The following is a 21,623-nucleotide window of genomic DNA, read 5'->3' as shown; positions in this document are numbered from 1 at the left end:
CTTTTTGCGGTTTGCTTAACCGTTCATGCCGTGCAGCTTTTTTTCAATTTCCACTTGCTTCATAAAAGTGCCGGTGTCCTCATCGGAGTAGCGGCCGTAGGCATCGGTGAGTGTTCCCATTGCACCGTCACAGGTTTCAATGGCATAAAGAATGCTCATGTCATCCGGATCGGAAATGCCTTCAAAGCGGTAGAAGTTAACGGCTTTTACATCGGCTGATTTATATTTTTTGCCCGTGGTTAAACTGACCAACCGGTCCTTTTGTACTTTAAACTGTTCGCGATAGCCGTGTTGCTCCAGCTTCTTCATAAGGTTTTCTTCGTTGTTCATAAACGTTAGCCGGTCATTGCTTTCGGTGTATTCGCCCGTGCGGTTGTCTTCCGTATTGGGTTGCATATTTTTGATTTCTTCTGGTTTCATGGTTGTGTTGTTTAGGTTAGTCATGCAGTTATTGTGCCTATAAAATTCTTTTTTACAAATGTGGAAACACGGTCGAAAAATACCCCCGTTTTGCGGGGGTATTTTTGATTAGCGTCTGCCGTTACGCAGGTATTCTTCTACTTTTTCGCGGCTATTGCCCACTTTTTCAACAGCCCGCCTCACTTCGTCCACAGACACGTTTAGTTTCTGCGCCAGGTAATTAACCTCGTACTCTTCGTCACCCGCTACGCGTCCGCGGTCGCGGCCGTCTCTTGCGTTTTTGTCATCTGCCATAGTGTTTCGTTTAAAATACACGAATAAATTTTGTACCAATTGTTCAACACCTGAACAGTAAGAGCCGTTAATGGTTCTACATTAAACTCTTTTATCGTACTCAGCAATTTCTGTTGAATTTGATAAATCCTCTGGCTCGGTTAGGATTTGCGAAAGTTTTCAATCTTGAAATTCATAATGCCGGCAATGGAAGCGGCTCGTGTTTTTGCTTCTTCTGCCTTTGGACCGCTATAGCTTTCGTCAATTGTTTGGTTGAATAAAATAAGCCAGCGGCCGAAGTGCTTTTCATCAATGGGTAAGCCTAAGTGCTTTTGCATTGGGTTGCCCTGAAAACCGGTTTCGGCAAACAGAATGGCGTTCCAAAAAGCATACATGCGTTGCAAATGTGCAGGCCAAGCTGCATCGGGAATTTTTGCCTCAAACACCGGCGATAGAATTTCGTCGCGGCGCACCTTGTTGTAAAAGCCGTTTACAAACTTTTCAATATCGTCCTTGTTTTGAATATCGGTCTTTGTCATTTTCCGTTTGTTTAAACGCGGCAAAGATCAAGGGCAGCAAGCTTTGCGCCAAGGACGTTTTTCATTCTTTCTATAAAGAAAATTAAGCGGATGGAGTACGCTGTTCGTTCAAAACTTACGGGGATGTTTTTCCAAAATATGGTCTATATTTAATTTATCCTTCCTTATGATGCATTCATTCGTTCCCGAAGAACAGCATCAATAATTTCTTCACTTCTCAATGCAAGCTTATGTCAACCAAAAGTGGAGCTGCGCTAACCTCACAGGAACTTAACCTGAAATCTTACCTGCGCATTTTGTTTTTCATTTACCTCGGTGGGGTGCTGCTTTATCTTCTGCCGCCGATTGGTTTAATGCCCGAATTTCTCAAGCCTTACGCCTTCATTAACGATCCGGCTTTTGCCAACAATTCTACCATCAAAATGGGCTTGTTTGCGGCGCTTTGTTTTGTGGCCGCCGGCGATGTGCGCCGTTATCTTATTGCCGTAGAAGCCATCATGGTGGTAATGTGTTTTGCTGTGTTGTCTGGTATCATTCTCATTCTTTTTGCAAAGAACAATTACACTCTTCAAATGGCCAACAGCAGCCTGAAAATGAGTACGCTGATTTTATACTCAACTATTTTCGACGCTGCGCTGAACGCCATTCTGATTGTATTATATAACAAAGCGCAGAAGGCCCGGTACAACCTTCAATATTTTTCGCCAATGGAGTTTCGCGCATTGAAAGCACTGGCCGAAGTCCTGATTGAAGGTGACGAGAAAGCGATTTCACCCCAAGAGACAGCGCTAAGTGTTGATCGTTACATGAGTTCATTTAAAGCCACCAATAAGTGGGTCACAAAGTTGGCGCTAACAAGCCTTGAGTTGTACCCGCTTGTGTTTTTGAAGTCGCCTACATCATACATGCGGCCCGATGCCCGCAAAGCTTTTTTGGAGCGGCATTTTTACCAGGACGTATCACTTCGGTTTGCGCCATCATTCATTCGCATGTTGGTGCAAGGCATGATAAGAATGGGCAAGCAGCTTTGTTTTATGGGTTATTACAACGACCCGCGTGTGCATCCGACCATTGGCTACGAGCCTTTCTCCAAACGCGCCGATACGGAAAAGCGAATGAAAGATTTGCCGTACGAAAACAACCAGCCTTTGCAAGTGCAGAATGAAAAGGATGTAAAAGGGGATGTAATTGATTGGGACGGCGTGGTGATTATTGGCTCAGGTCCCGGCGCTTCTATCATGGCGAAAGGTTTGGCGGAAAGAGGCAAGCGGGTGTTGATGATTGAACGCGGAGAGCATACCGACCCGTCAGAGTTTAATGAAGACGAGATTGACATGGTATCACGGCTTTATGCCGATGGCGCTTTGCAACAAGCCGCTGATTTTCGTTTTCAGGTAATACAGGGAAGCACGGTTGGCGGCTCAAGCGTGGTAAACAATGCAGTTTGTTTTGATACACCGCATGCTGTTCTTGATCGTTGGAACGATACCAACGGCATTGATGCGGGCCTCGACCTTGCCCGCTACATTCAATGCAACAAAAAGGTGAACGAGATGATTGGCGTGCACCGCATCAACGATACGCCAAGCACTATGTCGAGAGAAGAATACTTAAATCCCGGCGGAAAAAAATTCAAATTGGGAATTGAACGAATGGGTTTGGACAAATCGCCGAACGTGGCGGATTCAGTGGCAGCCAACATTCAGCAATGCGTGGGTTGCGGCTATTGCAACATCGGTTGTAAATGGGGCAAGAAACTCTCCATGTTGAACAACATTCTTCCACAAGCGCAGGAAAAAGCCGGTGCTGAAAATTTTCAAATCATTGCAGGCTGTGAAGTGATTAAATTAAAATCAAAAGGCGCAAAAATCACTTCGTTAATTGCCCAATTCAGAAACGGCAGAAAGATAGAAGTGCGGGGAAAAACTTTTGTGGTTTCAGCCGGCGCCCTTTCTTCGAGTTTGCTTTTGCAACGTTCGGGCATTGCCACCGGTCGTGCGGGCAAGCGGCTTTCATTTAACGTGGGTTCGCCCATTTCATCTGTTTTTCCCGATGTGATTGATGCATACAAAGGCTTGCAGATTTCTCATTTTCTTCAAATTTCTCCCAGTCGCGGGTTCATTTTCGAAACCTGGTTTAATCCGCCCATGTTTCAAAGCACCATTATGCCGGGTTGGTGGAGTGACCACTGGAAAAACATGCACCGCTACAACCGCATGGCCTGCACCGGTGTACTTGTGGGCAGCGATTCAAACGCGGAAATACGAGTGGGCGGTTTAACGAAAAGAGACATTCGTTACACGCCTACGAAAAAGGATTTTGACACGCTGATTGATGGCATTGAACTGGCCGGGGAAATTTACCTTGAAGCAGGCGCCGAATGCGTGATGCCGAACACCTTTGGCTACTACGAATACGCGACAAAAGAAGAATTGAAGAAGATGCGCTACGATATTAAAGACAACAGCGACATCACGCTGGGAACGGGACATCCGCAAGGCGGAAATATTTTAAGCCGCAATCGCAAAATTGGGGTTGTTGACGAACAGTTGAAGGTTTACGGTTACGACAATTTGTTTATTTCCGATGCATCGGTTTTCCCAACGGCTATTGGCGTGAACCCGCAAATATCGGTAATGACTTTTGCCGAATATGCCGTGCCTTTCGTAGCCGACACGGTAGAAACCGGCGGCGTAAAAGTCATTACACCGGATTTGAGCAAAGTGTAAACGTCAGCGTGAGACGTGAAGCATCACAATCTTTACAATTGGCGTTCGTAAAGGTTTCACGTTTGACTTCTTACGTCTCACTTTATCATTTAAAACTTCTTTTATGAACGAAATACTTGGCGCCAACAACACGCTTTTTGATTATGCACTTGTTGTGCTCATTTATTTTTTGTTGTTTCTCTTCATTCGTTATCCAAAACCCATCGTCGAACTCAATTATAAAGCGACCTTTCTTTTTTTGTCTTTGTTCTGGGCCTTGCTCATGTTTGGTGGAAATTACCTTGGTTACCGTGTAGGCATGATGGCTTTTTTGCCTTGGCTTGACAATGCTCTGCATTCTTTTGTTTGGGTGGGCATTTGCCTTTGCTGGCTTTACTATTGCACATATGAAAGGCCGGTATTGGAACAATTTATCTTCTTTGCCTTCCTTAGTTTCATTGTAAAAGTGGCCGAAAAGATGATCCTTGGTACGTGGAGCATGGACAGTTATCTCGGCATTAAAAGCCCGTACGCTTATATCATTGCCATGAGCTTGATTGACGGCTTTTATCCTGTGCTTTCGGGTTGGATTGTAAAGTCACTGGCGAAAAATTCAACCTTTGGTGTCTATGCCGTCGGAACCTGATGTCGTCAAACAAAATTGTTTTAGAAATCTTTTTTCACAAAGCATCGCGTAATACGGTGCTTTGTTTTTTTTAAAAGCATGTTGTTCAAAGAATCGGGCTTAACTGCATAAAAAAACCCGCTGTGGAAACAGCGGGTGATCTAACGATTGCTTGCTATATGAACTTATTTTGAATAAGGTATTTATAACGGATTGAATCCTTTTCTTTGTAACCCGGTTCGAAGATAAAAAGGCAACAGTGGAGTTCAAGATTAAAATTGGGCTTAAAATACAGTGCTAAAGCAAAAATGCCACCGCTGAAACCCTTGCCTGTGGCGGATTTTAAAATAATTTTGTTACGATGCCTAACCGATCCGTGGACAGCTTGTTTCAATTAATCCGCTCTCTGCAGAAAGGGGAGAAGCGGAGTTTTAAGCTGTACGTCAAACGTAATTCGTCAAATGAGGACTTGAAGATGATCCAGCTTTTTGATGCTTTGGATAAGATGGCCGAATATGATGAAGGCACACTTTTAAAAAAGATTCCTTCCATTAAGAAGCAACAGCTTTCGAATATTAAAGCACACCTGTACAAACAAATCCTTGTTAGCCTGCGTCTTCTTCGGAACGACGAGAACATAGACATTCAACTTCACGAGCAGCTTGATTTTGCCAAAATCCTTTACAACAAAGGTCTTTACCTCCAAAGCCTAAAAATTCTGGAAAAGACAAAGGAAGTAGCCCGTCATTACAACCAGGATAGCTTTCTTATTCAAATTATTTCGTTAGAAAAAAAGATCGAAACGCTTTACATCACCCGAAGCATGCAGAACCGGGCTGAAGTTCTTTCGGCGGAAGCAGATGAAGTGGCGGAAAAACGCAAACGCATCACTGACCTTTCCAACCTTACGCTACAGCTTTATAGTTGGTACATAAATAATGGCCATGCCCGCAACGAGAAAGACGAGGAAGGCGTAAAAACTTTCTTTAAACAACACTTTCCGAAAGTTATTAGCCTGCACCCAGGCTTTTACGAAAACCTTTACTTGTGCCAGTGCTATTGCTGGTATGCTTTCATTCGCCAGGACTTTTTGATGTACTACAAATACACGCAAAAGTGGGTGGACCTTTTTCACGAACAATCGCACATGCTGCCGGTGGAAACAGGGCACTACATTAAAGGGCTACACAATTTGCTCAATGCTTTGTTTGACTTGCGGCACTATCAGAAATTTGAAAGCACGCTGGAAGCGTTTGAAAAGTTTAGCCGGTCAGAAGTGGCCAATGTCAACGACAACAACCACATTCAGACTTTTGTTTACCTAAACACAGCCCGCATCAACCATCATTTTATGGTGGGCACATTTAAGCAAGGTCTTGTGCTGGTGCCGCAGATTGAAGAAAAACTGGAAGAATATGCTCTGTACCTTGATCGCCACCGCGTACTGGTTTTTTACTACAAAATTGCTTCGCTTTACTTCGGCAGCGGCGATTATGAAACCTGTATCGACTACGTACAAAAAATCATCAATTGGAAGGTTGACCTTCGTAACGACCTGCAATGCTATGCCCGTCTGCTCCATTTGATGGCGCATTATGAACTTGGGAATTTCAGTATCATTGAATACCTGGCCCGCTCGGTTTACCGCTTTATGTCCAAGATGGAAACCCTGACCGTTGTAGACGAAGAAATTTTTCGCTTTTTGCGGAACCGTTTCAATCCGGCTACAAAGGGCCTTCAAAAAGAATTTACTGATCTTCTACAACGAATTAAAGGCCTCGAAAAGAACCGCTTTGAAACCCGCGCCTTTGCCTACCTTGACGTTCTCTCCTGGTTGGAAAGCAAAGTTTACCACAAACCCATGGCCGTTATCGTTCAGGAAAAGTATCTTCAGAGCAAACGCAGAGCTTAGTCATAAGTGATGGTAATCTGTAAGGGCTGCCCGTTGAAGGCATAAATTCCTTGCACAAATGTGGCTGGTAAAATTCTTCGATATACGCCTCCTAAGAGTTTCATAACCTCATCAATAAAAGATTTTTCTCTTTTGTTTTTTGCCTTGGTCGTCGCTTTCTGCATCCGCTGAAACCCTTTCCCAGCAAGTGTTTTAAAAAATTTATAAGGATTTAAGGATAGTAATCACTTAGTAAATATGCTTAGAGAAGGCTTGTTAATGGGTGTACTTTTATGATGTCAATCAATAGCTCACCTAAAAATAAATTTAACAATGACAAATAGTACGCCCTGGCAGGTCACAATTAATGCCAACAACGCAGGCAAAGCCGCTTTAATGGAAAACAATCTTGGCACTGTAAAGAAAGCCGCAGTTCCGGTAAAAAAGACAGTGAATAATGCGGCCAAAATCGTGATTATGCCTAAGCGTTATAGTTTCGACGATAACGGTGGTAGTTACAGAGGTTTGTAATTTTTTAAAAAGCAAGCACTTGTGGCTTCTTTGCCGCTTCTTTATCATATACAAAGCGCACTTTAGCGCTTTTATTTTTTGTAGAAACCATAAAGAGCCGGTGGTAAACATTTCCGGCAATAACTTCCAAAAAAGCCGTATTAGGTGGTATCGAACCTTCGTTCTCCGCAATCATTTCCACTTCTACCATTGGCTGCTCAAGACTGATGCGAACTTTAACCTCGCCGGGCACTTCGGTAAGCCGGTGGTGAGAGAGCACGACCTGCTTGTTAACCAAAACGGTAATTGAATCCCCGTCAATGGTTGCGTTGTCGTAAAAACGCAGCTTCAATTCGCCAGTATCAACTTTTACTTCAGGAATTTTTTCTTCGGCAAACGTAGGAGTTGTTGCCCTCGATAATGTGATTGTACCGCCGGTTCCACAATCTATGTTTGTTCCCTGGAGCTTCCCCGTCCAAAAGCCGTCTAAAAACTCTTTGTTTCCATCTTTCCTGTACAAAAATTGAAATTTCTTAATACAGATGCTACATCGGTCAATAAGTTTTTGGTCCGTGACTGCACCTTCCTGCACTACCAGTTTCCGGTTTTTTGCATCAAAATAACCGCTTGCGTCTTTGCGGATGTAATTGTTTACGTCGAGATAATGATAGGAACTTCCGTAAACACCATCGCCTACCACTTTTAATTGGAGTTCAATATTGTTACGGGCAAAGCAACCGCCCACAAAGGTGAGTTCTCCTTTCCAAAAACCGCTTACATCCTGCGCCTCTGCTACAAGTGCATAAAGAGAAAGAAGAAGGAGCAGGATTTTTTTCACTAAAGGAAATTAGCAACAAAAACAGTACCCTCCACCAAGAAGGTGTTAAAGGTTTTTGTTGCCTTGTGAACGACCGTTTTCATCCACAAAAGGCAAATAAAAAAGCATTCCGTTTCTCCGGAATGCTCTGATAAGTTTTTCGTGTGATTAAGCAAGCGTTGCTTCCGATGAAATAGCGGTGTTAAGCAATTTTGAGATCGGGCAGTTTGCTTCTGCGTTCTTCACGCATTCATCAAATTTTTCTTTGCTGATGCCGGGCACTTTCCCGTTTACTGTCAGGTGTGATTTGGTGATAGCACCGTTTTCAAATGTAATCTCGCATTTGGTTTCCAGGCTTTCGGGAGTGAAACCCGCTTCGCCCAACACAAAACTCAACTTCATGGTGAAACAACCTGCATGTGCGGCAGCTACCAATTCTTCGGGATTTGTGCCTGTTCCTTCGGCAAAACGACTGTTATACGAATATTGCGTTTGATTGAGCACACCGCTTTGTGAGCTTACCGTGCCTTTGCCTTCCTTACCGGAGCCGTTCCAAACGGCCGATGCATGTCTGATCATAATTGCCTTTTTAAGAAAGCAAAGCTAAGGAGTTTGGCTTTGAAAAAACGGAGCGAGGCGCGATGAAGGGAAGGGATTAAAATAGCAGCGCAAAAGCATAAATCTTTTGCGCTGCAAGAAGAGATTTAGATTTTTTGAAGAGCTTCCCTAACTCAACTGTTTCGTTGAAATGACGATCTCGAGTGCGTCGTCGCTTTCCGTGGCCCATTTCTGTAAAAGCGTGCTTGGGACAGGTTCGTAAACGTCTTTGTGTTCCTGTGCGGTGGGCAATTCCTTCATGGGAACCAACACCAAAAAATGCGGCTCTACGTAATCGTAATGTTTGTCAAACGTAAGGCCCTTTACCTGGACGTATTTGTAACCGTCGTTTTCAATTTTACGAAGCATTTGCAGGGTAAGCGGAGTGGTAGAACTGCTCTCGGTTATTCCTTTTCGCATACGGTAATCTCCAAATTTTCTGATACATAAATAAGACGAAATAAACACCATTTGGTTGTGTAAATCGGTCGCTTTTAAGCGTCTATTTGCCTTTGTTTTACAAAAAAACCAGACCGTGTCAAAACCTTCAACAACCAACGAAACCGGCTAAAGATAAGTCAACAAAAATTAATAGAATGCTATTACATAGTTTTGCCGCCATGAAGAAAAAAATTGCCCTTGTTACCGGCGGCTATTCTGGCGAAGCCGTCATCTCTTACCGCTCTGCCAAAACCATTTACAATCATTTGGACAAAGAACGTTACGATGTTTACACAATTGATGTAACACCCGCTGGGTGGTTTTACGAAGACGAAAGTGGTAGCAAAACGGCAGTGAACAAAAACGATTTTTCGATCATTGCAAAAGGGCAGAAAATCAATTTTGATGCTGTGTTTATAGGGATGCACGGAACACCTGGAGAAGACGGCAAGCTACAGGGATATTTCGATATGCTCAATCTTCCCTATACATCGTGCAACGCAGCTACGTCGGCACTCACCTTTAACAAAAGGTACACAACTGCTGTGGCAGCAGCGGCGGGTATTCCGGTAGCTCAATCAATTTTATTTATCAAAGGTCAGTTTAGTAACCCTGACGAAGCCCTGCGTCTGAAATACCCGGTTTTTGTAAAGCCCAATAATGGCGGCTCGAGTATCGGTATGTCAAAAGTGAACAAGGCTTCGGAAGAATTGGGGACAGCCCTTGAAAAAGCTTTTAAAGAAGATAACCAGGTTTTAGTTGAGGAAATGATTCAGGGCAGGGAGTTTACTGTGGGTGTTTTCAAGGCTGAAGGAACGGTTCAGGTTCTGCCCATTACCGAAGTGGTCGCCCACAACGAATTTTTTGATTTCGAAGCAAAGTACGAGGGCAAATCTTCCGAAACAACTCCCGCAAACATTAACGGCGAATGGAAAGAGGTGTTGGAAAAAACCGCTGCAAAAATTTACACCGTGTTTAATTGCAGCGGTGTGGTAAGAATAGACTTCATTTATAATGAAAAAGAAAACAAAGCATTTATGCTGGAAATAAACACCATTCCTGGTCAAAGTGATGCCAGCGTGGTACCGCAACAAGTGAGAGCGAAGGGCTGGAATCTGACTGATTTTTATACCAAATTGGTAGAGGAAGCGTTGAAACGCAGAGATTAAGAAATGAAAACGTTCAGCAGAGATGAGTCACTCATCCTTCCTGCTAAACCGTTACTTCAGTATTCGTCTTAATCTCATCCTCGCTATCTTGCAGCCTACAAACACAGCCATTCCGAATGTTTAAATTTTTGCATACCAAACCCTTTTGGCTCCATATCCTTTTAGCGCTGGGCATTGTCTTCCTGATCTTGTTTTTATTTGTGCTTTCCTTGAACTGGATCACCAAACACGGCGAAAGCAATACCGTGCCAGCCGTTACAGGAAAAAGCTTGAGAGATGCCCAATCCATTCTCGATAAGAAATCTTTCGATTTGATCATCCAGGACTCTGTATATTACGATTCCTTGCCGCCCGGACAAATCCTAAAACAAATACCCGAAGCGGATGAGGTGGTTAAGATCAATCGCACGGTTTACGTAACCATTAACCGTTACGTGGCGCCAGACGTGGAAATGCCCAATCTGAAAGGATACAGTTACAAAAATGCCGAGCTCACCCTGAAAAATCTTGGATTGAAAATTGGCGACACAACCTTTCGTCCCGATTTTGCAAAGAATACGGTGCTCGAAGCCTCTTTTCACGGCAATCCAATCTCGGTGGGCACGAAAATTAAAATGGGAAGCACAATTGACCTTGTTCTCGGCCTCGGCGTCAGCGATGAGCTTATTCCCGTTCCGGAGTTGGTGGGCCGAACATTTAGCGAAGCAAAGGCGTTGTTGGATGCGCAAGGTTTGATTCTTGGCGCACCGGTTTTTAAACCCGAAGTAACCGACAAGGAAAATGCTTTTGTTTATGAACAGCGTCCGTCGCCAAAAACCGAAGATGGAAAACGCCTGTCCATTCGGCCGGGCCAAATGGTTGATTTATTTTTACAAGTAGAAAAACCGGTTACCGATTCATTAACAGCAAAACCTCCGGTAAATCCTCCTCCAGCAAATCAAAAACAATGAAAAATATTACCGTTGATGAACTCAAAGAAAGAATCGACCGCGGCGAAAAGATCAATTTAATTGATTGCCGCGAACCGCACGAATACGAAGAAGCCAATCTTGGCGGGCGGCTTATTCCGCTTGGGAAATTTCAAACCATGCAGTTGGATGAAATTGAAGACTTGAAAGACGAAGAAGTAATTGTTCATTGCCGAAGCGGTAAACGCAGTATGATGGCTTGTCAGATACTTGACCAGATGGGTTTTAGTGACACAACCAATGTAGAAGGAGGGATTTTGGCTTGGCAGGAAAAGTTCGGGAAATAGGCCTGTCAGCTAGCAGCTCAATCAAAATTTTTATCAGAATAAAATAAAAAAGCAGCCTAATAAAATGGCTGCTTTTTTATTTTTAATTTTTCCGAAAAGTCTCATTCTTTGGCATTTATAAAATTTGCTTGAGAAACTTTCTGTAAAGTAGTAAGCATTCAAAATTATCTAGCAACAGACTTGAAAACTTGAGCCGGAATTGTCAATACCCCGAGAATTATAAGTGTATTGCTTCACCATAAGCTACCTCTATTGCATCCTTAATGCTTTCGCTGATGGTTGGGTGCGGATGAATAGAATTGAGTACTTCATGGTATGTTGTTTCGAGCTTGCGTGCCACAACGGTCTCGGCAATTATCTCGGTAACGTTGTAGCCAATCATGTGTGTACCCAACCATTCGCCGTACTTGGCATCGAAAATCACTTTTACAAAACCTTCCGTGTGTCCCGCAGCCGAAGCTTTGCCTGATGCGCTTAGCGGAAACTTGCCCACTTTTACTTCGTAACCAGCTTCCTTGGCTTGTTTTTCCGTCATGCCAACCGATGCAATTTCCGGTGTGCAATAAGTACAACCCGGCACGTTGGCATAATCCAAAATTTCTGGCTGGTGGCCGTATTTCTTCTCGGCGTAGCCAATGGCTTCAACACAAATAATGCCTTCCTTAGAGGCCACGTGCGCAAGCGCCTGTCCTGGTGTGCAATCGCCAATGGCGTAAATGCCCGGAACGTTTGTTTGATAGTATTTGTCTGTTACGATTCTGCCTTTGTCGGTTTTAATGCCCAGCGTTTCAAGCCCGATGTTCTCAATATTTGGTTGAATGCCCACGGCGCTCAGTAAGACGTCGGCTTCCAAAACCTGCTCTCCGTTTTGTGTTTTAATGGTAGCCTTTACGCCATTGCCTGAGGTATCCACTTTGGTTACCTCGCTGTTCACCATCACGTCAATGCCGTTCTTCTTGAAATTCTTTTCCAGTTCTTTAGAAATTTCTTCGTCCTCAACCGGAACAATCCTTGGCATGAATTCAACGATAGTCACCTTTGTTCCCATACTGTTGTAGAAGTAGCCAAATTCAACGCCGATGGCGCCGCTGCCTACGACAATCATTGATTTGGGCTGTTGCGGCAGTACCATTGCATCGCGGTAACCAATAATTTTTTTGCCATCAATAGGCATCGAAGGCAATTGACGGCTGCGGGCGCCGGTGGCCAAAATGATGTATTTCGCTTCAACGGATTGCTTGTTGTTGTCTGCGGCGGTCACTTCAATTTTTCCTTTGGCTACCAGTTTGCCGTAGCCCATAATGACGTCAATCTTGTTTTTGCGCATCAGAAACTGAACACCCTTGCTCATCTTGTCAGCCACGCCGCGGCTGCGTTTCACCACGGCGCCAAAGTCGTGCTGGCCGCTGGCTTCAATACCAAAGTCTTTTGCGTGCTTGATATATTCCATTACCTGTGCACTCTTCAAAAGCGCTTTAGTAGGGATACAGCCCCAGTTTAAGCAAATTCCGCCCAAGCTTTCTTTTTCAATAATGGCCGTTTTAAAGCCAAGCTGTGAAGCGCGGATGGCAGCCACATAACCGCCAGGGCCCGAACCGATAACAACAACGTCGTATGCCATAAGAATTTCTGATTTGAGATTTGAGATTTTTGCAGCGCCTTATGTCGCTTTTTTCGAGTGGCGAAGCTAACGGAAAAATGGCTTACTGTCAAAAGGCGCTGGACAGGGCTGGCAATAAGTTTGCGTCATCTTTCCCTATAATTTGCACCAGCATGAACGCATTAAAAAATTACCTCGAAGAATTGATGGATTTGAAAAGGCCGGCCACAATTCGCTTCCGTTCGGTAGAAGGCAGCGTTACCGAAATCAAAGGACATGTTGTAAAGATGGATGAAGTGTCGGGCCGACTCATCGTGGAAACCGATGCAGGCTATGTCATTGGCGACGATCAAATCCTGCAAATCAACGGTCACTCCTTTGAAAACATTTGCTAAACTTTTGAGAACGAATAAAAAATCTCAAATCTTAAGTCTTAAATCTCGAATCAAATCCCTACTTTTGCCGACCTAAAAATTATTGTGTCATGGCACGAGTATGTCAGGTAACCGGCAAGACGCCCATCGGAGGAAACACGGTTTCTCACTCCAACATTAAAACCAAGCGTCGCTTTTTACCCAATTTGCAAACGAAGAAGTTTTTTTTGGCCGAGGAAAACAAATGGATTACCCTGAAGTTGACAACCGACGCCATTAGAACCATTAACAAAAGAGGATTGTATAACGTGGTAAAAGAGCTTCGTGCTCAAGGCCAGCACATCTAATGTGCCATGTGCTAATTGGTCAATCTGCTAATTAGCTCAACCGTTAGCAAATTATCACAGTAGCGAATCATCAAATTAACAAACAATGGCAAAGAAAGGAAACCGCGTACAGGTCATCTTGGAATGCACGGAGCAAAAAACTACCAGTGTTCCCGGTACCAGTCGTTACATCACCGAGAAAAATAAAAAAAACAACCCCGAACGCTTGGAGTTGAAAAAATACAACCCCAACCTGAAGAAGGTGACGGTGCATAAAGAAATTAAGTAGATAAGTTAATAGGTTACTCTGTTACTGAGCAGTCAGCCTATTAACCCATTAACCGATTAACGTATTAACCCAACATCATGGCAAAAGCAGCAAAAACGGCCATCAAATCAAAAGACGCAAGAGCCGCCGCCGAAGCAAAAAACTGGAGCAAAGTGATCAAAGCTGTGCGCAGTCCCAAAACCGGCGCTTACACGTTTAAAGAAGCAATCATTCACAAAGACAAGGTGAAGGATTTTTTGGCCCAGAAATAAATCAAGGCTTCGCAAAACTTCTTAAAAGCTGTCAGTGTTTATTGACGGCTTTTGTTGTTTTTGAATACCGGCTGCTCCGCTCTAGCTAATCGTCCGTTGCAAGTTTATCCGAAGCTTGGTCGCAGGGCAATCCGTTCGTCGTTTGGTAATTCTATTCAACTTAGATTTGAGTAAAACGTATTAAATGAAAATGCTTGCACCCGAATCTGGACTGGTAGTATGGACAGCTGTTTCCGTTCTCATTCTTCTGTTGATGATTGCGGGTTTAATTCATTTGTTATTAAACGAGCGCATTGGCCGAAAAGAATCAGTGGCTTGGATTTTAGCAATTGTATTCGTTCCAGTTTTCGGTTCACTTGTTTATTTCAAATACTCACGGCAGCATAAATAATTACAGTAATGGGATTTTTCAACAAGCTTTTTGGCAAGAAAGAAAAAGAAAGCCTCGACGAAGGCCTGCAAAAAACCAAAGACAATTTCTTTTCAAAAATTACCAAAGCCGTTGCGGGTAAAAGCACGGTGGATGAAGAAGTTCTGGACAATTTGGAAGAAGCCCTCATCACTGCTGATGTTGGCCTTGATACGACGGTTCAAATCATCGAACGCATTGAGCAGCGTGTCGCAAGAGACAAATACGTGAGCACGTCTGAACTAAACAGCATTTTGCAGGCGGAAATCGAAACCACGCTAGTTGATGCGCCTTCTTCTAACGTTTATGATTTTCACACCGATCTTCCCACGAAGCCTTACGTGATTTTAGTTGTCGGTGTAAACGGTGTGGGAAAGACAACGACAATCGGCAAACTGTCTTACAACTTTAAAAAAGCGGGCAAGCAGGTTTTGCTTGGTGCTGCCGATACGTTTCGCGCCGCTGCTGTTGATCAACTTACTATTTGGAGCGAACGCACAGGCGTGCCTATTGTAAAACAGGCCATGGGATCAGATCCGGCTGCGGTTGCTTTTGATACGGTTCAAAGTGCTTTGTCACGCGGGTCGGATGTGGTATTGATTGATACCGCTGGTCGTCTGCACAACAAAGCCTATTTAATGGATGAATTAAGCAAAATCAAACGCAGCGTTCAAAAGGTAATCCCAGATGCGCCGCATGAGGTGCTACTGGTGCTTGACGGTTCAACCGGTCAAAACGCTTTGGAACAAGCAAAACAATTTACCGCAGCCACCGATGTTACTGCGCTCGCTATCACCAAACTCGACGGAACAGCTAAAGGCGGTGTTGTTCTTGCCATTGCTAATCAGTTTAAAATTCCGGTGAAGTTTATTGGCGTCGGTGAAAAAATGGAAGACCTACTTGTGTTTGACAAGCATGAGTTTGTTGACAGTCTTTTTAGTCTGAAGAATGACTAAGCAGACCATTGAGACGTTCGAATAAAACTATTCGGCAATTGACCAGCAAAACATATCAGCACTAAAAACAAAGAGAGGGAAATTCTTAATATCCCAATACCACCTGTCTCAGGCTCTTGCGTTTCGCAACAACTGTTTTTCCTTTTGAAACGCTACTTGCATGGTATCTGTATAACGCTTTAAAGCATTGTCTAAGCGAGGAAGCAGGATGCCGCGAACACTTGACAAAACGCTGTACAAGGGCCGCTTTGCCGGCAAAGCCAGTTCTTCGTTTCGCACCGCGTTTATGTAGGTCCGGTTTAAGTCAAAGCGATCTGCTATTTCGTAAGCCAGATCAGCCCAGGTTAGTTCGCCCTGATTGGCCAAATGCCAAATGCCTTTTTCATCATCCACCAACAGGTCAAGTGTAGCGTTTACCAAATCAGGAACGTAAGTAGGAGAGATGAACACATCCTTTGCCACAGAAATGGTTTCTTCGTTCAGCAAACTTCTCCGCACAAAGTGCGCAAAATTATATTCGTCCCAAGGCCCGAAAAAAGCACTTGTACGAATAAGGAGTGCATTTGAGTTTGCCTTTAGAACAAGTTCCTCGGCCTGTGCTTTTGTGCGGCCGTAAATGTTGAGCGGTGAAGTTTCATTGTCTTCTACATACGGCGCAGTTTTATTTCCATCAAACACAAGATCGCTTGAAAATGTTACGAGTTTGACGCCGTTGTACGCACAGGCAATTGCTAAATTTTCAGGGCCCTTTACGTTGTCAAAAAAACATTTTTCAAATTCTCTTTCTGCATCGTCAACGCGAACAAAACCGGCTGCGTTTACAATAGCCCAAGGCTTGTATTTTTCAATCGTCGATTGAATAGACGCCTCATCGCAAAGGTTGCATTCGTCGCGGCTTAATAGCTGATAGGAAAGAAAGCGGTCTTCGCAAATTTTTGCAAAGGCTCTCCCGAGTGTGCCGTTCTTTCCTATGATCAGCAATGGAGCGCTGCATTCTGGAACATTGTCAACGGTATTTTGTAAAAGCATTGGCTTGTGAAAGAAACGAGACGTACGTTGCCACCAGCCTTTGCCCGCTGAAAGCAAACGAAGATGCGAAGGTTGATTTTCTTTTTTTAGAAATCTTGCCAAAGCGGTTGGCCGCGGCACACCGTTTCGCACATCAAACACGCCGGGTTCGTAATCGCCTGCGGGTTCGGTTAGCAATTTATTCCAACCATAAGAGCCAAGCATGGCCCATGCGGTAACGGCCTCGATGTTAACGCCTTCGTTTTTTAATTTTTCACACGAAGCCCATACGTGCTTGAACCACCGAAGTTGGTCTTCACGGTGACAATGCAAGTGCACTTCGGTTATGGCCATAGGACGCTTGTACCGATGCCATGCCTCCTTTAACAAAGCACGAACGCCCCAATCTGTTTTCATTTCGATGCGGACCGCTTCCACATCGACGTAGCGCTGGTACGCGTTGCCGCCGTGCGTATGCTTTGGATAATGGTTCAAGCGTCCGTCCAGAAAACGTTCGGAAGTCAGGTAGTGGTTGAAACCGAATACGTCGGGCACGCAAGCATGTTGCTGGAAGAAATCAAGTTCGTTTGTCGTAATGCCTTTTTTTAAAAAGTATTTCCACAAAGGATGCCGCGGCGTTACCAAACCGCAGAGCAAATCATAGGTTAGCCAACGACGGTGATTTTCGAAATTGGCCTGATACTTTAATGATTTTGTGCTATACGTTTTCCCAAGGTCTTCTGTTTGCACCAGCTTTGCCTGCGGATTGATTTTGCGAATGGCCTGCATGCTCAGCACAATTGCTTTAACCTGTTGCAAGAGCATTTTTAAAAAAGAAGCATCGTCTTTTTTGTGCGGATACCAAAAGCCATACAACCCGCTGAAACGGGCTGTGGTTAACGGTTCGTTTACCGGCGTGTAATATTCAATCCAGGGAAATTGTTGCACTACTTTTTGGGCATAATCAGCCAGCAAATAAGGAAATTCGGGATCGAGCAAATTGGTAAAAGCCGGGCCGCTGCCGTGATGCACCAGGCCTGCGATTACATTTACGCCTTTCACTTTTAAAGCGTTCAATCTTTCGGTTGTATAATCCCAATCTATCTTTTCATCTTTGTACGGCTGATGCTTTTCCCAAAGAACGGGATAGCGAATTTTTTGAATGCCCGTATCTGCCAAAAGATTTATATCGTCAATGCGGTTGTAATGCCCCGAATACGCAAGCTGGTCAAAATAGTTGTTTTCTACCCTGTTGATCGTGCATTCAATTCCACCCCAAAGTTCTATTGCGTTATTCTGTTTATCGTCCATCATAATTACAGGTTCTGCTTGCACAAAAGAATGCTTCTCTCTTTTACAGGCCTTGCCTGCAAGATGCAATCAGACGTACGCTTTTTGTTCTGTGCCGGTTTTCAAAACCGATGTGCGTTGTGATAATGTTTGTTCAATGAGACGAACCATTTGGCTCCAGGTGCGGTCCCATGAATTGCCCTGTAAAAATTCATCTACTTTTTTCTGCCACACGCTTTTGCGTTTTTTTGCGAGTTCTGTTTCGCCGGCTGCAATAAATTCTTCCGCGTTGCGCACAATGTGTACAAGGCCATTGTTGCCATACGGAGAAACAACGTCGCGAATGGGCGTAGAAATTACAGGCTTGCCAGCGGCTAAGTATTCCGGTGTTTTTGTTGGCGAAATAAATCGCGTGGATTCGTTCATGGCAAACGGAATTATCGCCACGTCCCAACCGCCAATGTAAGACGGCAATTCATTGTAATTTTTTCCGCCGAGGTAATGAATATTATCGTAATGCGGAAGAGAAGCCGGATCAATTTTTACAATAGGACCAAGCAATACAAAATGCCAATCGGGTTTTGCTTTGGCAACTGCATCTATCATTTCTATGTCAAAGCGTTCGTCAATCACACCAAAAAAACCAAAACGAGGATGCGGGATGTGCGACTGGTCTTGCGGATCTGCTTTTATTTTTCTTGCCTGCCCGAAATGATGTTTGTCAATGCTGCTCGGAAAAGGATGAATGTTATGATGCGCATCTTTTTTGTGTTCGTAAATGCTGTGGCCACCCGTAAACACAACGTCGGCTTTGGAGAACAATTGTTTCTCACGCTGCGTAATATCGGCAGGCGCAAATTTGAAAGCCGAAAGTTCGTCCATGCAATCATACACAACCAACTCGGGATTTAGATGTTCTGTAAAGGGCAAAGCCATTGGTGTATAATACCAACTAAAATATCGCTTGATCTGCATTTGCAAAACAAGGCTTGTAATTGTTTTTTGCAGTCGCTTCTCTACCTCTTCTGCACTCAGTCCGTGTTTTAAATGAGGTGTTATTACATACAGGTTGTCGTTATAATTCTCAATGTGCGTTCGCTCGTCACCGTTAACAAAAATGGGTTCTTCTATAAAGAAGACGCGTTGGTGTTTTGAGAAGCGGCTTAACAAATGGTTGGGCCGCTGAAAAACAAAACCCCAGCGCAAATGCGAAAAACAGAGCAAATCAACATTGTGCAAGAAGGCACAGCTTACTTCTTCAATATTTTTTATCATGCCTGTATTCTTGCTATTTACATGCCAGCAATGGTTTTATGACAAATCGCTGCCGTTCTAAAAAAACAAAAAGTTTGATGTAGAAAAACGTCCTCAACTAAACAGGTTTGGCATAGTTGAGTTGTTGTTTGAAAACTAAAAAGGCTGTTCTAAAACAGCCTTTTTAGTTTCATTTTGTTAGCGGTAACTTTTTTAAATCTTAACACCAAGAGTTAAAAAAATTTTCCCGGCGGTATTCTTCAGGCTTGCGTTGTAATACGCAGCGCTTTGCAAACGGTACGCAATGTCAACATCGTTGTTGAGCGAATAAACATACGTTGCGTCTATAAAAAATCCTTTGTTCCGATATCCGAGGCCTCCGCTTAAATTCAAGCGGTTTCCTTTTTCGTCGTGAATGTTTTTGTAAGGATTACCGTAATACGCCACGCCGGCACGAACCATCAGCGTTGTAAATTTTAATTCGCCACCGGCTCTTAAATTAAATGCGCCTTTGTAGGTATCGCTAATGGTTTTGTTCAACGACTTGAAATACGCTTTGGTTTCCGGGTCGGCGGGCTGGCTCTCGGTGTCGGTTGCGTAATACGACATCATTGGATAAGAAACGTATTCAACATCGGCCGTAAGAAAGCCGCGTTGTTTTGTCACGTCCTGAATTTCGCGCAATACATACGCTACGCTGCCGATCAATTTCAGGGGTGTAAGATGCAAATAACTTATCTGGGATGGTGCGCCGGTCACATCTTCCAGCCGTTGTGTTTGCGTTCCTTTGTAGCCCTCGGTATTGGTGGTAATCTCAGCAGTGTTTTTATCCGTTAAACTATAAACGGTAGGAGAATGGAATGCGAAGCCAATGCGCCAAAATTCCTGTGGCTTGTAAATAATGCCGCCTTTCAGATTCACACCAACACCTGTTGTTGTCAGACCTTGTTTGTAGATAGCATAATCAAACTTGTTTGTTGCATTGTTTGTGGCATCGGCTTCAACAAATTCTGTTTCTCTTTCAAGTCGCATAACCGGCACGCCCAGCGTACCGCCAACAAGCACTTTATCATTCAGGTTCACACCCACACCCAAAGCAAATTCGGTAACACCGCCGCGTGAAGTAATGGTGTTTTGCTGCAACAAACCGGTGGAAATTGGCGCACGACTTTGAAACTGAAAGTTTCCGTTTGTGCCACCGCCAACTGTATCAATCCAATATGTATTGAAAGCGAGAGAAGTGCCGAAAGGAAAATTCGAGGCAACCGAATTCCCGTCTTTTATATTTCCGTTCCTGATTTCTTCTAAAAACTTTTGCGAGTAAGAACTGCTGTTATTCTGTCCCCGGTAAAGAACATCTGTTTTAAAATCGCCGGTTTGGTTTATGGCAAGACTAATGGCAGAACTACGGGTTTTTCCGTGATCGTTGCCTCCCCAAACAACGCCGGAGGTGCCGATGGCAAATTTGTTTGTAGCGCTGTCTGTTCTTCGGCCAAGGTAATCAGCCCTTGTTTTTCCGAAGCTGTACGAAGGCGTGAACACCACATCACCGGTGCGGTAAAAGCCAAGGCCGGCGGGGTTTACAAAAGTTGAAGTAATGTCGCCGCCAAGAGAACCCATCGCACCGCCAATGGCTTGTGCTCGTGCGGTTCCGCTTTGCACATTCCACGAGAGACGCAGTGCATCCTCGGGTGTTTGAGCAAAAAGCATTGCGGTTGAAAGGCAACAAGAGAAGCAAAGTATAATTCGTTTCATAAAAGGCTGTTTACTGTTTCGATTAAGGGCATTATAAAAACAGGAGATGAATTTTGCTGTAAAACATCCCGACCATCCTTTTCAAATCAGGGTAATCTGCGGTTAAAATTTCCGTACCGGTGCGCTGCTGCTTCCGCTGGAAGAACTGCCCGAAGAAGACGAACTGCTTGATGAACTTGTGTTGCTCGAGGATTGCGAACTCGTATTGCTGTTGCCCGATCCGAACGTGTTACGCAAAAAACCGCCTGCGTTGGTGCCGCTGTTGCGGTAATTGTCGTTGCTGTTGGATGTGTTATAGGTTCTGACTCTTGAGTTGTTGGAGTTGTACGAATCGCTGTTTGGATAATACGTGTTCAGATTCGTTCCTCGCGGCTTAGTATAAACAGGCCGCTGTACATTGCCCAATACCACGCCGGAATAATAAGGATGACTGTAATAAGGATTGTAATAATAGGGATTGTAATAGTAAGAAGTGTAAAAAGGCGGCGTAACGTACCAGCGGTTATAATAACCCCAGTTGTTGTAACGGTAAAGATCATAATTGCCGTAATAGTTGCTGCCCGTGTAGTAGTCGTAATCATCTAAAACCAAATAGCGGCGGTAACTCGTTTTCATCCGCAGATAACGGTCTTCGCGGTAGTTTTCGTCGTCACGGTACTGACGGTCATCGTTCTTTTCTACCCGAACGTATTCGTCCTTTTCACGGGCGGGTGAGAAATAAACGTCGTCTGGAGTTTGCCCGGTTTTGTATGCGGTAGAGCAAGAACCAAAAGCGATAACAGAAGCAAGCAAGGGTAAATAAAGTTTCATGGCAGATGATTTAGCGGTGAATGTTATTTTTGCCATCGCACAGTAAATTTCTATCA

Annotated in this window: 24 protein-coding genes; 13 read left to right on the top strand and 11 right to left on the bottom strand. The window is 44.0% G+C overall.

Annotated elements, in window-relative coordinates; genetic code table 11:
• Positions 1-15: 15 nt before the first annotated feature.
• The 3 genes from FSB75_RS04710 to FSB75_RS04700 all read right to left on the bottom strand — a co-directional run bounded on the left by FSB75_RS04710 (position 16) and on the right by FSB75_RS04700 (position 1,232).
• Positions 16-420, bottom strand: coding sequence for a hypothetical protein (locus tag FSB75_RS04710; protein WP_146783526.1), 405 nt, complete (start codon positions 418-420; stop codon positions 16-18).
• A gap of 108 nt (positions 421-528) precedes the next feature.
• Positions 529-714: a DUF3606 domain-containing protein gene (locus FSB75_RS04705; protein WP_146783523.1), complete on the bottom strand. Its 186-nt coding sequence runs from the start codon at positions 712-714 to the stop codon at positions 529-531.
• Positions 715-854: 140 nt separating this feature from the next.
• The gene (locus tag FSB75_RS04700; protein ID WP_146783520.1) at positions 855-1,232 is read right to left on the bottom strand and encodes a group III truncated hemoglobin; all 378 of its coding nucleotides are present in this window, start codon (positions 1,230-1,232) and stop codon (positions 855-857) included.
• A gap of 230 nt (positions 1,233-1,462) precedes the next feature.
• On the opposite strand from FSB75_RS04700, the gene FSB75_RS04695 reads away from it, so the two are divergent.
• The 4 genes from FSB75_RS04695 (at position 1,463) to FSB75_RS04680 (ending at position 6,987) form a co-directional block, all read left to right on the top strand.
• Positions 1,463-3,961, top strand: a complete 2,499-nt coding sequence (locus tag FSB75_RS04695) for a GMC family oxidoreductase N-terminal domain-containing protein (protein ID WP_146783517.1) — start codon at positions 1,463-1,465, stop codon at positions 3,959-3,961.
• A 103-nt stretch (positions 3,962-4,064) separates the two neighbouring features.
• Entirely contained in the window at positions 4,065-4,586 is a 522-nt protein-coding gene (locus FSB75_RS04690; RefSeq protein ID WP_146783514.1) for a hypothetical protein, read from the top strand.
• Positions 4,587-5,040: 454 nt separating this feature from the next.
• Positions 5,041-6,477 (top strand): hypothetical protein, encoded by a 1,437-nt coding sequence (locus tag FSB75_RS04685; protein ID WP_227990768.1) that lies wholly within the window; start codon positions 5,041-5,043, stop codon positions 6,475-6,477.
• A gap of 312 nt (positions 6,478-6,789) precedes the next feature.
• Positions 6,790-6,987 (top strand): hypothetical protein, encoded by a 198-nt coding sequence (locus FSB75_RS04680; RefSeq protein WP_146783508.1) that lies wholly within the window; start codon positions 6,790-6,792, stop codon positions 6,985-6,987.
• 4 nt (positions 6,988-6,991) lie between these two features.
• On the opposite strand, the gene FSB75_RS04675 is transcribed toward FSB75_RS04680, so the two are convergent.
• The 3 genes from FSB75_RS04675 to FSB75_RS04665 form a co-directional block, all read right to left on the bottom strand.
• On the bottom strand, positions 6,992-7,804 hold the full coding sequence (locus FSB75_RS04675; RefSeq protein WP_146783505.1) for a hypothetical protein: 813 nt from the start codon (positions 7,802-7,804) through the stop codon (positions 6,992-6,994).
• A gap of 147 nt (positions 7,805-7,951) precedes the next feature.
• Positions 7,952-8,362, bottom strand: a complete 411-nt coding sequence (locus FSB75_RS04670) for an OsmC family protein (protein WP_146783502.1) — start codon at positions 8,360-8,362, stop codon at positions 7,952-7,954.
• Between the two features lie 147 nt (positions 8,363-8,509).
• Complete coding sequence (locus tag FSB75_RS04665; protein ID WP_146783499.1) at positions 8,510-8,800, bottom strand: hypothetical protein; 291 nt, start codon at positions 8,798-8,800, stop codon at positions 8,510-8,512.
• Positions 8,801-8,976: 176 nt separating this feature from the next.
• Between FSB75_RS04665 and FSB75_RS04660 the strand changes: the two genes are divergently transcribed.
• The 3 genes from FSB75_RS04660 (at position 8,977) to FSB75_RS04650 (ending at position 11,245) form a co-directional block, all read left to right on the top strand.
• Positions 8,977-9,990 (top strand): D-alanine--D-alanine ligase, encoded by a 1,014-nt coding sequence (locus FSB75_RS04660; protein WP_227990767.1) that lies wholly within the window; start codon positions 8,977-8,979, stop codon positions 9,988-9,990.
• Positions 9,991-10,106: 116 nt separating this feature from the next.
• On the top strand, positions 10,107-10,940 hold the full coding sequence (locus FSB75_RS04655) for a PASTA domain-containing protein (RefSeq protein ID WP_146783496.1): 834 nt from the start codon (positions 10,107-10,109) through the stop codon (positions 10,938-10,940).
• The gene (locus tag FSB75_RS04650) at positions 10,937-11,245 is read left to right on the top strand and encodes a rhodanese-like domain-containing protein (RefSeq protein ID WP_146783493.1); all 309 of its coding nucleotides are present in this window, start codon (positions 10,937-10,939) and stop codon (positions 11,243-11,245) included. The genes FSB75_RS04655 and FSB75_RS04650 overlap by 4 nt, the downstream gene beginning before the upstream one ends.
• Positions 11,246-11,462: 217 nt before the next feature.
• Here the strand turns inward: FSB75_RS04650 and lpdA are convergent, their stop codons facing one another.
• Entirely contained in the window at positions 11,463-12,866 is a 1,404-nt protein-coding gene (lpdA, locus tag FSB75_RS04645) for a dihydrolipoyl dehydrogenase (protein WP_146783490.1), read from the bottom strand.
• A gap of 152 nt (positions 12,867-13,018) precedes the next feature.
• Between lpdA and FSB75_RS04640 the strand changes: the two genes are divergently transcribed.
• From FSB75_RS04640 to ftsY, 6 genes are all read left to right on the top strand, one after another.
• The gene (locus FSB75_RS04640; RefSeq protein ID WP_146783487.1) at positions 13,019-13,240 is read left to right on the top strand and encodes a hypothetical protein; all 222 of its coding nucleotides are present in this window, start codon (positions 13,019-13,021) and stop codon (positions 13,238-13,240) included.
• A gap of 89 nt (positions 13,241-13,329) precedes the next feature.
• Positions 13,330-13,566: a 50S ribosomal protein L28 gene (gene rpmB / locus FSB75_RS04635; RefSeq protein WP_146783484.1), complete on the top strand. Its 237-nt coding sequence runs from the start codon at positions 13,330-13,332 to the stop codon at positions 13,564-13,566.
• A gap of 85 nt (positions 13,567-13,651) precedes the next feature.
• Complete coding sequence (gene rpmG, locus FSB75_RS04630) at positions 13,652-13,834, top strand: 50S ribosomal protein L33 (protein WP_146783481.1); 183 nt, start codon at positions 13,652-13,654, stop codon at positions 13,832-13,834.
• A gap of 77 nt (positions 13,835-13,911) precedes the next feature.
• Positions 13,912-14,085 carry a DUF4295 domain-containing protein gene (locus FSB75_RS04625; RefSeq protein WP_072835401.1) on the top strand — a complete coding sequence of 58 codons (174 nt, stop codon included), beginning with the start codon at positions 13,912-13,914 and terminating at the stop codon, positions 14,083-14,085.
• Positions 14,086-14,269: 184 nt separating this feature from the next.
• Positions 14,270-14,476 (top strand): PLDc N-terminal domain-containing protein, encoded by a 207-nt coding sequence (locus tag FSB75_RS04620; protein WP_146783478.1) that lies wholly within the window; start codon positions 14,270-14,272, stop codon positions 14,474-14,476.
• A gap of 8 nt (positions 14,477-14,484) precedes the next feature.
• Positions 14,485-15,450 carry a signal recognition particle-docking protein FtsY gene (gene ftsY, locus FSB75_RS04615; protein ID WP_146783475.1) on the top strand — a complete coding sequence of 322 codons (966 nt, stop codon included), beginning with the start codon at positions 14,485-14,487 and terminating at the stop codon, positions 15,448-15,450.
• 108 nt (positions 15,451-15,558) lie between these two features.
• Here ftsY and FSB75_RS04610 read toward each other — a convergent pair whose 3' ends face one another.
• From FSB75_RS04610 to FSB75_RS04595, 4 genes are all read right to left on the bottom strand, one after another.
• Positions 15,559-17,772 carry a family 1 glycosylhydrolase gene (locus FSB75_RS04610; protein WP_146783472.1) on the bottom strand — a complete coding sequence of 738 codons (2,214 nt, stop codon included), beginning with the start codon at positions 17,770-17,772 and terminating at the stop codon, positions 15,559-15,561.
• 66 nt (positions 17,773-17,838) lie between these two features.
• Complete coding sequence (locus FSB75_RS04605) at positions 17,839-19,023, bottom strand: glycosyltransferase family 1 protein (RefSeq protein WP_146783469.1); 1,185 nt, start codon at positions 19,021-19,023, stop codon at positions 17,839-17,841.
• 192 nt (positions 19,024-19,215) lie between these two features.
• Positions 19,216-20,757, bottom strand: coding sequence for an OmpP1/FadL family transporter (locus FSB75_RS04600; RefSeq protein ID WP_146783466.1), 1,542 nt, complete (start codon positions 20,755-20,757; stop codon positions 19,216-19,218).
• Between the two features lie 102 nt (positions 20,758-20,859).
• The gene (locus FSB75_RS04595; protein WP_146783463.1) at positions 20,860-21,567 is read right to left on the bottom strand and encodes a hypothetical protein; all 708 of its coding nucleotides are present in this window, start codon (positions 21,565-21,567) and stop codon (positions 20,860-20,862) included.
• Positions 21,568-21,623: the final 56 nt, after the last annotated feature.

The organism is Flavisolibacter ginsenosidimutans (assembly GCF_007970805.1).
Taxonomy (GTDB): domain Bacteria; phylum Bacteroidota; class Bacteroidia; order Chitinophagales; family Chitinophagaceae; genus Flavisolibacter; species Flavisolibacter ginsenosidimutans.
The sequence above is the reverse complement of the archived record's forward strand: the minus strand, read 5'-3'. Positions and strand labels throughout refer to the sequence as shown.